The sequence below is a fragment of the Lacticaseibacillus chiayiensis genome (assembly GCF_004123795.1).
GTDB lineage: Bacteria > Bacillota > Bacilli > Lactobacillales > Lactobacillaceae > Lacticaseibacillus > Lacticaseibacillus chiayiensis.
In genome coordinates, this window is record NZ_MSSM01000043.1 from 1 (window position 1) to 11,496 (window position 11,496).

At 45.6% G+C, this 11,496-nt stretch carries 10 protein-coding genes; all 10 read left to right on the forward strand.

Annotation, left to right across the window (positions count from 1 at the left end):
- Positions 1–113: 113 nt before the first annotated feature.
- A complete protein-coding gene (locus BVJ53_RS15475) occupies positions 114–245 on the forward strand; it encodes a hypothetical protein (protein ID WP_263932555.1) in 132 nt (43 codons plus the stop codon).
- Between the two features lie 289 nt (positions 246–534).
- Positions 535–1,452 carry a phosphogluconate dehydrogenase (NAD(+)-dependent, decarboxylating) gene (gene gnd, locus BVJ53_RS13580; RefSeq protein WP_129302867.1) on the forward strand — a complete coding sequence of 306 codons (918 nt, stop codon included), beginning with the start codon at positions 535–537 and terminating at the stop codon, positions 1,450–1,452.
- Positions 1,453–1,471: 19 nt separating this feature from the next.
- Positions 1,472–3,040 carry a gluconokinase gene (gene gntK / locus BVJ53_RS13585; RefSeq protein ID WP_129302868.1) on the forward strand — a complete coding sequence of 523 codons (1,569 nt, stop codon included), beginning with the start codon at positions 1,472–1,474 and terminating at the stop codon, positions 3,038–3,040.
- A 164-nt stretch (positions 3,041–3,204) separates the two neighbouring features.
- Complete coding sequence (locus tag BVJ53_RS13590; protein WP_129302869.1) at positions 3,205–4,557, forward strand: gluconate:H+ symporter; 1,353 nt, start codon at positions 3,205–3,207, stop codon at positions 4,555–4,557.
- A 416-nt stretch (positions 4,558–4,973) separates the two neighbouring features.
- Complete coding sequence (locus BVJ53_RS13595; protein WP_129302870.1) at positions 4,974–6,362, forward strand: O-antigen ligase family protein; 1,389 nt, start codon at positions 4,974–4,976, stop codon at positions 6,360–6,362.
- A 44-nt stretch (positions 6,363–6,406) separates the two neighbouring features.
- Positions 6,407–7,219: a glycosyltransferase family protein gene (locus BVJ53_RS13600; protein ID WP_129302873.1), complete on the forward strand. Its 813-nt coding sequence runs from the start codon at positions 6,407–6,409 to the stop codon at positions 7,217–7,219.
- Positions 7,219–7,917 (forward strand): glycosyltransferase family 2 protein, encoded by a 699-nt coding sequence (locus BVJ53_RS13605; protein WP_129302874.1) that lies wholly within the window; start codon positions 7,219–7,221, stop codon positions 7,915–7,917. The genes BVJ53_RS13600 and BVJ53_RS13605 overlap by 1 nt, the downstream gene beginning before the upstream one ends.
- Before the next feature lie 34 nt (positions 7,918–7,951).
- On the forward strand, positions 7,952–8,839 hold the full coding sequence (locus BVJ53_RS13610; protein ID WP_129302871.1) for a glycosyltransferase family 2 protein: 888 nt from the start codon (positions 7,952–7,954) through the stop codon (positions 8,837–8,839).
- A gap of 41 nt (positions 8,840–8,880) precedes the next feature.
- Complete coding sequence (locus BVJ53_RS13615) at positions 8,881–9,654, forward strand: glycosyltransferase family 32 protein (protein ID WP_129302872.1); 774 nt, start codon at positions 8,881–8,883, stop codon at positions 9,652–9,654.
- 260 nt (positions 9,655–9,914) lie between these two features.
- On the forward strand, positions 9,915–11,496 hold a 1,582-nt coding region (locus BVJ53_RS13620), incomplete at its 3' end, for a GW dipeptide domain-containing protein (RefSeq protein WP_238150187.1).

Consider the following 11,496-nt stretch of genomic DNA (forward strand, 5'->3'; position numbering starts at 1 on the left):
TTTCAAAATTAGTATAGCATTAAATTGCCTTTTTGAAAAATATTTTCGAACTTATTGCTTGATTTTTGTAAATATTTTGCATACAATGGCACCATGATCACGGAGGATCACTTTTGACCCCCGAAAAAGTGGTCTTGGCGCTCACATTAACGCGTTCGCCGGCGCAGAAGCCTGCGTATAAGGACCTTGGTCGCAATGGCAAGGACCGCCATCACGCCCAAGGCCACTTATACTTCGGCTTCTAAGCGCGCCGGCTCACGCTCAGCTCACATTAACGCGTTCGCCGGCGCAGGAACCTGCGTATAAGGACCTTGGTCGCAATGGCCTAAGACCGGGCCATCACGCCCAAGGCCGCTTATACTCCGGTTCCTAAGCGCGCCGGCTCACGCTCAGCTCACATTAACGCGTTCGCCGGCGCAGAAGCCTGCGTATAAGGACCTCGGTCGCAATGGCCTAAGACCGGGCCATCACGCCCAAGGCCGCTTATACTCCGGCTTCTACCCGCGCCGGCTCACGCTCAGGAGGTAATAGCATATGCAAGTAGGCATGGTAGGGTTAGGTAAAATGGGCATGAATCTGGTTGCAAATATGCGCGATCATGACATTGAGGTGGTTGCTTTTGACTTGAATGATCAGGCGCGGACGGAAGTGGGGCAATATCAGGCGCGGGCGGTCGCCAGTTTGGATGCCTTGGTGATGAGCCTTGCCTCGCCGCGAATCATCTGGAGTATGGTGCCAGCGGGAAAGCCAACCGATGCAACGATCAATCAATTGGCCAAGTTATTGCGACCGGGTGACATCGTGATTGATGGGGGCAACTCTTATTATCAGGACTCGATCGCTCACGGTCATTTGTTGGCAGCGGAAGGCATTCACTTCTTTGATGTCGGGACGTCCGGTGGTATGGCCGGGGCGCGCGCCAATGGCAATTTCATGATCGGTGGCGACCAGACGCAATTTGCCAAAATTGAACCGTTATTCAAAGCGATCGCTGCGCCTGGTGGCTATCTCTATACAGGCCCGGTCGGCTCCGGACATTATCTGAAAATGATTCACAATGGCATTGAATACGGCATGATGCAAGCGATTGGCGAAGGCTTTGAAGTCTTGGCTCACAGTCCTTATGATTACGACAATGCCGCCGTTGCCAAAATGTGGAACAGTGGCTCCGTAATTCGCAGTTGGTTGATGGAACTGGCAGGCAACGCCTTCAGTGATGATGCCAATCTTGAAAAGATCCAAGGCATTATGCATAGCTCGGGTGAAGGCGCATGGACAGTCGAAGAAGCCTTGCGTTTGCATGTTGCCACACCAGTGATTGCAAGTGCCTTAATGATGCGCTATCGGTCAGAAGAGACCGATACCATGACCGGTAAAGTGGTGGCGGCTTTACGCAATCAGTTCGGCGGCCATGCGGTGGATCCAACTGATGGCAAGCACCGTGCAAATTGAAATAAAGGAGCAAAAGTAGATGGCTATCAAATACATGATCGGCGTGGATTTGGGGACAACGAGCACTAAGGTCGTTCTGTTTGATCTAAAAGGTCAGGCGATTGCAACGGCCAATAACCCTTACCCGCTCTATCAGGATACGCCTGATATGGCTGAAGAGGATCCGGAAGAAATTTTTGCGGCGACGGTTGCGGGTTTAACCGAGGTCATGCATCGCGGGAACGTTCAGCCTGGTGAGTTAGGTGGCGTTTCGTTTTCGGCAGCCATGCATAGTCTTATTCTGATGGATGAACATGATAAACCGATTACACGCGTTATTACTTGGGCCGATAATCGGGCAGCGGCTTACGCGACTAAGTTGAAACAAAGTGATCTGGGGATGTCCTTGTTTAAAGCCACCGGGGTTCCGACGCATCCGATGTCGCCATTGGTCAAGTTGTTGTGGTTGAGTGCTGAACATCCCGAGCTGATGGCGCGTACGCAACATTTTATCGGAATTAAAGATTATATTCTGTTTCGTTTTTTCGGGCGCTATGTTCAAGACTATTCACTGGCCAACGCGACAGGACTATTCAATATTCATACGATGGACTGGGACGACCGGGCGTTGGAAGTGGCCAATGTCCGGCGCGATCAACTGCCGGAGCTGGTAGACACGAGTTATCAGCTGACCGGGCTGAATGCTAACTATGCCGCCGTGACCGGCATTGATGATAAGACACCTTTCATTCTCGGGGCTAGTGATGGCACGCTGAGCAATCTTGGCGTTGGGGCGATTGATCCCGGTGTGCTGGCTGTGACGATTGGCACTTCAGGCGCCGTTCGCGTGGTAACGGATAAGCCAGTGGTCGATCCTCAAGGCCGGTTGTTCACTTACTATCTGGCACCTAACAAGTGGGTCGTCGGTGGCCCGGTCAACAATGGCGGCATCGTGTTCCGTTGGGTGCGCGATCAGTTGTTTGCACCGGAAAAAATCACCGCCGAGCAGCTGCAGGTTGATTCCTATGAAGTTTTAACGGATATTGCCAGCAAGATTCCTGCCGGTGCCGATGGTCTCTTATTCCATCCGTATCTCGGTGGCGAACGGGCTCCGATTTGGGATGCGAACGCGCGCGGAAGCTTTTTCGGCCTGACTCGGCAGCATACGCGGGCACACATGGTTCGTGCGGCGCTTGAGGGGATCGTTTATAACCTGTACATGGTGATGTTGATGATAGAAGGCATTACCGGTAAGCCTCGAGCGATTCAGGCAACAGGCGGGTTCGCCCGCAGCGCATTATGGCGGCAAATGCTAGCCGATGTGTTTGAACAGGAAGTCAATATTCCGGAAAGTTTTGAAAGTTCAGCGTTGGGTGCCGTGGTGATTGGGATGAAATCGCTAGGGTTAGTCGATGATCTCAATGTCGTCAAGGATATGATTGGCGTGACCAATACGCACAAGCCGAATGAAGCAAACTTCCAGGCCTATCGGGAGTTACTGCCAATTTGGATCCGACTAACGCGTAAGTTAGGTAGTGAGTATCAGGCGATCGCGGATTATCAACGGGCACATCCGGATCCTAATGCACGTAGCAAAGCACAGGATTGATCAGGTATATAAATTAGGCGACAGACGCAGAGTAATCGCAAAAGCGGCTGCCACTTTTTATCGTTAGTTTTGTAAGCGGTTTCGATACGGGCAGACTCACAACTACCATAACGCGTGAGCCGACTTCTAAGCGCGCCGGCTCACGCTCACGAGGAGGATTTAAAATGGATTTACTCGTCTTGGTTCTAGGTATTTTATTACTGTTGGTATTGATTATTAAGTTTAAGTTCAACACTTATGTTTCCTTAATTATAACGGCTGTTGTTGTGGCGCTGGGGTTAGGGATGGCGCCGGCTAAGATTGCTACGAGCATTCAAACCGGGATTGGCTCGCAATTAGGTGAGCTGGCGTTGGTCTTTGGCTTCGGTGCCATGCTCGGTCGACTGGTGGCTGATGCTGGCGGCGCTTATCGCATTGCCCACACCTTGATTAATGCATTCGGACGGCGCGGTTTACAATTGGCGGTTGTTTTGGCTTCCTTCATTATCGGGATAGCGTTGTTCTTTGAAGTCGGGATTGTTTTGCTGGTGCCGATCGTCTTTGCCATTGCCGCTGAAGCAGGTGTACCGATTTTGACCCTAGGGATTCCGATGGCTGCTGCTTTATCGGTGACACACGGCTTTTTGCCACCGCATCCGGCACCAACAGCCATTTCAACGGCGTTAGGAGCTTCGGCTGGGCTTGTTTTGGCTTATGGGGTGATCATTGCAGTGCCAACCGTCTACATTGCCGGCCCGCTGTTTTCCAAGCTTGCCCACCGCCTGGTTCCTGACGCTTTCGAACGGCGCGGCAATTTAAAAGCTTTGGGTCCGCAAAAGACCTTCAAGTTGGAAGAAACACCTGGTTTTGGCATCTCGGTTTTGACCTCTCTGTTCCCGGTTATTCTGATGGCCATTGCGACAATCTATGAATTAGTAGTTCATGGTGGCAAAACGCCCAAGACACCAACAGGGATGGACAATCTAATCGCCTTTATCGGATCACCAAGTATCGCCATGCTCATTTCATTGCTGTTTGCTATGTGGACCATGGGCTATGCTCGCAAGCTGCCAGCCAAGGATATTATGGCTACGCTGGAAGACGCCGTGAAGTCCATCGCGATGCTGCTGCTGGTTATCGGTGGGGGCGGCGCATTCAAGCAAGTCTTAATTGATGGTGGCGTTGGCGATTCCGTGAAAAATCTATTCGTCTCATCATCCATTTCGCCGTTGATTCTTGGTTGGCTCATTGCTGTGATTTTGCGAATTGCCCTTGGTTCGGCAACCGTTGCCGCCATGACCGCTTCCGGACTGGTCCTACCCTTGATGCAAAGCGCCGGCATCCAACCAGCGTTGATGGTGCTGGCAATTGGCGCCGGATCATTGGCAGCTAGTCATGTCAACGATGCCGGGTTCTGGATGTTTCGCGAATATTTTGACCTCACCATCAAGCAGACATTGCTGACATGGACTTTGTTAGAAACGATTATCTCCATTGTCGGACTGGGTGGCGTGTTGTTGTTGAGTTTGTTTGTTTAACCCGAATTGTTTGTCCGAATTGTTTGTTTAAAAACATGATGTAAGATTTAGAATTATTATCTGTTAAGCTTCTGGTAGAAACAAGCCGTTCTGGTCGGTTAAGCTAGAGCGGCTTTTTGAGTACTGCGGTATTGATGCCAGAATTCTGTTTCTATGATTCTTCAAAAATATAAGAAGTATTTAAAATTTGGCTTTATCTGGTAGGCAAGCAGTCTTTGAGAACCACAAAAATGTTAAATTCAAACAGGAATCGTGATAACATAAATGCGCATATACTTATTTTGAACAATATGTGATGATGAGGTGATGTCATCAAGCGAATAGGCATATGAAGGCAAAAGGTTGAAACGTGGGAAAGTGATTGATAAACTTGACGAAGCTAGTTTGCAAATCCTATAGAAGCGATCGGAGTAGAAATGAAAAACAAAGAAATTAGCAAATTTGAACGTTACTTTTTATACATACTGTTTTTTGAATTGTTTGCTGGCGGGGGCGGACGGCTTATTACTTTTGGGCCGCTGTCAATTCGACAGGTGCTATTTGCAGGAATATTCATAATTTTTACCGTCCGGTTTATCGTCAATGCCGATACCAGAAAAGAAATAATCGGTTACTTTCGGCACCCAAACACAATGATTTTTTGGATAGCATTGTTAATGACAGCATGGATCTTTATGTCCAGCATTGTGGGCATTGTGCATGGACACGGTGTCGGTCCGGTAATCACTGACTTTTTAAGGGTTATCTACGTCATTTTGATCGTTCCGCTTGTTTACTACGTCGGCGAAAAGCGTTTTTCGGTTAATGACTTAGTTCGATGCTTGTTTGTCGCTGCTGGAGTTGTTGCTTTAATGACGGTCTTAATTAGTTTGATTGGCAAATTTATGGATGACGCCTCATTCCATCAGTTTTATCAATGGGTTAACAGTTTGATGCCAGGAAATCTGTTTTTCCGGCCATCGCGAGGGGTCTTCTATAAGTCTGGGTTCCTAGTGATGTTTGCTGTCATCATCAGCTTGGTTAAATTGGCAGAAAAGGAGATTAATTGGAGCGAAATTGTCGTTTTAGTCTTGGGTCTGATGTCGATTATCTTATCAGAAACTCGTGGTCTATATCTCGGCATTCTTGTCGGCATGGTTACCTATGTTGCCGTGAAAATTGTTGTTTATTTTTGGGGTGATCGTCAGTCGCTGAATTTGTCGAAGGGGATGAGCATCCGGCGATTGGTTGTTTTACTGGTTACTGTATCGTTGTGTGGATTTTTTTATACCAATGCAACGGTCGCACGATTTAGTAAGCCAACACCCGCTGAAATTCGTCAAGAAAATCAGCTTAAAAAGAAAGATCACAGCGTTGCTGGAGACGACATCAGTCTTAATTCTCGTTTTGTTTTACTTTCGGCGGCCATGAATATCATCAAAAGCGAATCAGCAGTCGGGGTTACTGTCGGAAATGGCTATGGTACAACAATAGGCAATACTAATACTGGTATTGAAATGAGTTTTGTTGACATCCTTGTTGAGCAAGGAGTTGTCGGATTAATTCTTTGGTTAGTCTTTGCACTACTGCCACTTTATTACTTCTTCAGAAGCTTTTTGCTGAGTCGCCAACTCGCGGATATTTACATTGGTTTATTAGGCAGTACAATGTCTATGATATTGGTAACGAATATTAATCCATTCTTAAATAGCCCGATCGGATTGGGGTTTCTATTGCCTGTTACCGTCATTGCCTATAAGACGTTTATAAATGACAAGACAAGACACAATCTGGGCAGCAGTTATGACCAGTTGGCTCATAACTGATTGCATGCCTTCGTTGTCTGGGATGATCATTAATGGAGGAAAAGATGAGTAAACCAGGCCACAGTTTTTTGATTGTTTTGTATAATCAGAAACTTAGCGAAAGTGCGGCATATCGCGACCTATCTCCGCAGTTAACAGAAGTTGACAACTTGATTATTTATGATAATTCGCCCACAGTCATGCGTGATATACCGGTTACCGGAATGATTTACCTTCATGATCCCACCAATGGCGGACTAGCCACTGCTTATAATGCGGCTGTAAAAAAAACTCGGGTAATGGACAATCAATGGTTGACGATATTTGATCAAGATACCAGAATCCCGGATGACTTCAATTACCATTTGAGCCTTGCTATAGCTTCACACGAAAAATCTTCCGTCTTGATTCCCAGCGTAAAGTTGGAAGATGGAAGAAAGTTGTCCCCTTTTTGGATAGAAGACGCATTGTTTGTCCACTATCCTGCCGGAGCGTCTAAGACGTTGGCGGCGATTAATTCTGGGATGACCCTCAATCTGGCGAGTTTCCCAACTGGCAAAGAATTATTTGACACACATTATGGACTGGACTTTTTGGATTACGCATTTTTCAAACAGTTACAACGATCAGAGAAAAAGCCGACGCAAATTGATGTGACGCTTACTCAGTCGCTGTCGCTTAGTAATTTTCGAACAATGAGCCAGAGTCGTTTCGAAAGCTTTCAACTGTCAGAGGCGAGATTTGTGAATGAATTCTATCCTAGCTTCAAGAGCAAGTATCGTTTGCGGGTAAGTCTTAGATTGGTTAAGCAATTACTAAAACGAGTTCAATGGTCCAAGGTGAAGGTGATGCTGCGGGTAATCGGAGGGAAAAACTGATCATGATTTCCGTTTGTATGGCAACTTACAATGGTGCTCGTTTTATCGAAGCCCAGTTGAAATCGATTCTAGTACAATTGAAAACAAGTGACGAAGTGGTTATCGTTGACGATTGTTCGACAGATGAAACTGTTGGGGTGATTAAACAGCTTAAAGACCCACGCATTCGGCTGATAGAAAACGCATCGAATCACGGACCAATCTACGGATTTATGAAGGCAATTCAATATGCAAAGGGCGACTATCTGTTTTTGTCGGATCAGGATGACGTTTGGCTTCCGAACAAAGTAGATCAAGTAATGGCGGCATTTGAAAAACAACAGGCAAAGCTGGTTGTACATGATGGCATCGTAACTGATCAATCACTCAAACCTATTGATAGTTCGTGGAATCATTTCAGCCATCGAACACCGAGCCATTTACTATTTAAAACTTTAGTAAAGAATGGCTATACCGGTGCAATGATGGCTTTTAGTCGGGAGCTTGTTTCTTTGATATTACCATTTCCGAAGAAACTACCCATGCATGATTGGTGGATTGCAGTTGTCGCCTTAAAACATCACATGAAGATCGTTGTCCTTTCAGATAAGTTGATGTATTATCGTCGTCACGCTGGTAATGTGACAGGTAGCCATAAACGAATACCGGAAATGATCAAGTTCCGTTTGCGGATGCTGGCGTCACTTAGAAATGCCTGATGAAGGCTCTATATCTAGGTCGGAGGACGAGTGCATGGTAAAAGTATCGATTATCATTCCTGCTTACAATGCCGCTGAAACGTTGCAACGGGCAGTTCAATCTGTATTAACTCAAACTATGGAAGACCTTGAAGTCCTGGTTGTTAATAATGGATCAACTGATCAGACGGCAACCATCATTGAACACCTTGCCGCAAGTGATTCAAGAGTTCGTTTTCTGAACAGTGATAAGGGTCGCAGTCGCGCACGAAACGAAGGCCTAGATACAGCAAAGGGTGATTTTATTCAATTCCTGGATGCGGACGATGAACTCAGCTCAAGGAAACTTTATGAGGCCGTTGATTACCTCAAATCAAACGAACACAAAACTGCCTATGTTACGGCGGCAATATATAAGAATGATCGAAGTGGAGAGGAAAGTGTACGAGAGATTCCCATTGTGTCTTCTAAGTCACTCCTGAAGGCCAATTATTTTCCTATCAGTTCACCGCTTGTGAGACGAAAAGTACTTAAAAGAAGGTTTCGAGAGGATCTTGAGTTTAACGAGGACTGGCTATTTTGGGCTGAGAATTTGTACGGCGCGGATATAGAAGTCAGCCAAAGCGTTGGTTCAGTTATTCATATTACGAGCCAAAATACGATGACTCAGTTTGATCGTATGCAGATGTATGAATGTTATGTCCGCGGCATTTTAAAAGAGGAATTTTCTGCGAAGGGACCAAACTATTGGTTACGCGATCTGCGATACGCACTTAATTATTTACTTAGTCAACCGGAAATTGATGAACGCCTTTTACCGCTTTCAAAAACCATGAGATGTCCACTGCGGGTGGGACGAACGTTATTAGTCACGCCGATCGTGGGTGCGTGGATTGTCAAGAAAAGAGCTGTGGTAAAATCGCGTAACCAGTACGGAAATTGATAATTCCATTTGAATAAAAATTTGGAGGAGGTTGGCATCATATGATACCAAGAATTGTGCACTATGTTTGGGTGGGCGGATCAAAGCCTGATTCAATTCGGAAAAATATCGATAACTGGAGAAGGGTATTGCCAGACTATTCATTTCGTGAATGGAATGAAACAAACTGGGATATTTCCGATAATCAGTTTGCCAAGTACTTTTATGACAAAAAGAAGTTTGGCTTCGTCGGTGATCCAATCCGGGTTGATGTACTAAAGCGATTTGGGGGCATTTACTTGGATACAGATGTAGAAGTATATAAGCCGTTTGACCCACTGCTGGAAGAAAAGCTTGTTTTTAGCCGGATTTATAATAATGCGCTAGGAACGGCTACAATTTTGGCGGAGAAGAATAATGATATGATCGCTGATTTGCTTGAAGTTTATAACACATTTCCTTTGGCTAAACTGCAGGATAAATCCGTTGACAAAGTGAGCAATGGTATTTTTACTAGATATCTTTTGAATCAACATGTAGGCTTTTCTTTTGGGAACTCAAAACAACGACTTAAAAACGGTACCTTAATTTTACCTAAACAATATTTTGAAATTCCCGCAATGTGGTTTGAAACGGGCACCTTTGCGACGCATCATGCAGCGGGGAGTTGGCATGATAAGCAAGAAGAAGTCAATAGGCAACCTAAGGGTATTAAAACAAATGCTAAGAATATAACTCGACAGTTCTTCCCCGCTGCCGTTGCGCGTTATGAAAACTATAAAGGTGGGAAAAGAAACAGTATTGCGCAGGAATTTGGGCCTCACGCGCCTGAATAATGAGCAGGATTCATGAGGTAGAAATAAATCATTGGATTGACACGTGCCACATTGCAAAACGTAATGAACTTAACACATATAGTCAGCAAGTCGCATGCTATAATTTGACCATCGAAAACAACCGCATCAATTTTAGGGATTTGAGCGTAACTGATATTGTTTGGTTTAAATTAAACAGTACACGTGGATTAATTGATGGGGCTGGACGTTCCATATTTATCACTGTAGCGCCAAAGATCAGAGTGGAGGGGGTCTTGAAGATGATGCAAAAAGCCAGACATAACAGACGATCAACTTTTTTAATTGCCGGTATTTTTTCCGCAGTAACGGTTGGTTTATTGGCCCCGACTATACTGGAACAGCGCGTATATGCGGACAGTGCAAATACAACTGCAATGGATAGTAGCACCCAAGATTTTCATTTAACAAATGAACATTCTAATCTTGATACGAATAACCATGTTCTCGGAGAAAGCATTAAGAACCAAGAAGATTCAACCAACCGTGTTGCAAAGGCACGGAGTTTTGCAGCGACTGATTCTGCATCAACTCAAAGTGCGCAAGCATTCGCTAGCACGGCTTCAAATGTCTTGAGTTTTACGATAGGGGATACAACTGTGCCGCGAGTCGATACAGTCGATGTTGCTTCTTACCAAGCGGGTATGACGCAAGCTAACTACAACAAACTGAAAGAATTGGGCGTTAAAGCCGTTATTGTTAAGGCGTCTGAAGGGTCTTTTTATCGGAACCCCTATGCGAGCAGCCAACTTGCGCAAGCACAGGCAGCTGGGCTTAAGGTGGCAGCGTATCACTATGTTCACTTTTCAAGTCAATCGGCTGCAATCAGTGAAGCCAATTATTTTGCCGATACATTAGACAGCCTTGGCTTCAGCAAGAACTACCCTATTGTTGCGGATGTAGAGGATAGTGATGTTGCAGGAAGTGTGAGCGACAATCTCAATGCGTTTTGGGGTGTTTTAAGTGCCCGCGGTTATAACAATCATGTTGTTTACACTGGTCGTTATTATTCTTATTCGGATGCAGTTATTCAAACTGTCGGCGCCTCTAAAGCGTGGATTGCTCAATATCCGTACACGCCTAGTGCAAACAATCTCTGGAATACGAGTTATGGGGCATGGCAGTTTTCTTCATCTGCCATGATTCCGGGGTATAGCGGTCGAGTGGATGTTTCCATTGATTATCGGGGTATCTTTACCAATACACTTGATCCGATTCTCAATAGTTCGCCTCTTAGTGGTGTCAAACAAATTGATCAAACAAACCGGAAGGATGGCATCTATTCTGCACCGTATAATACAACTGCCGATGCATCGACTCAAAATCAAAACGGCGTCCAATACAACGGAGATATGGTTCAATTAATTCAGCAAGCAACAACAAGATGGAGCACGTACGTCCAGGTTAAGGCTTCAAATGGTCAGATTTTCTGGATTGACCAAGCGGCTTTGAAGGATCCCAAGCCGGATGCTATTCTGGCAAAAACAAGCGAGAATTATTACGCACGGATTGATCAGTTAAAGCGCAGTGATGGGCTTTATGTTGGTGGTCCCTATCGAGCGGTTGCTTCAGCTTATGTAACTAATACCGATGCAGTAAGGCATAATGGCGATTTGGTTCATGTTATTGCAACCGAACGGACTAGTTGGTCTACGTATGCAGAGATTCAGTTTGACGATGAGACAACATACTGGATAGATACGGGTGCGTTGAAGCGAGTTGATCTTTACCCAACATTATCTCAACAAGACGTCAATTATGACGCGGTTATTGACCAAACCAATCGTGTGGATGGGGTTTACGAAAGTGGCCCTTACGGCAGCA

Excerpts from the sequence above, each read along its gene's own strand:
- gnd (WP_129302867.1), top strand. The coding sequence starts at position 535 with ATGCAAGTAGGCATGGTAGGGTTAGGTAAAATGGGCATGAATCTGGTT.
- gntK (WP_129302868.1), top strand. The coding sequence starts at position 1,472 with ATGGCTATCAAATACATGATCGGCGTGGATTTGGGGACAACGAGCACT.
- BVJ53_RS13595 (WP_129302870.1), top strand. The coding sequence starts at position 4,974 with ATGAAAAACAAAGAAATTAGCAAATTTGAACGTTACTTTTTATACATA.
- BVJ53_RS13615 (WP_129302872.1), top strand. The coding sequence starts at position 8,881 with ATGATACCAAGAATTGTGCACTATGTTTGGGTGGGCGGATCAAAGCCT.
- BVJ53_RS13610 (WP_129302871.1), top strand. The coding sequence starts at position 7,952 with ATGGTAAAAGTATCGATTATCATTCCTGCTTACAATGCCGCTGAAACG.
- BVJ53_RS13600 (WP_129302873.1), top strand. The coding sequence starts at position 6,407 with ATGAGTAAACCAGGCCACAGTTTTTTGATTGTTTTGTATAATCAGAAA.
- BVJ53_RS13590 (WP_129302869.1), top strand. The coding sequence starts at position 3,205 with ATGGATTTACTCGTCTTGGTTCTAGGTATTTTATTACTGTTGGTATTG.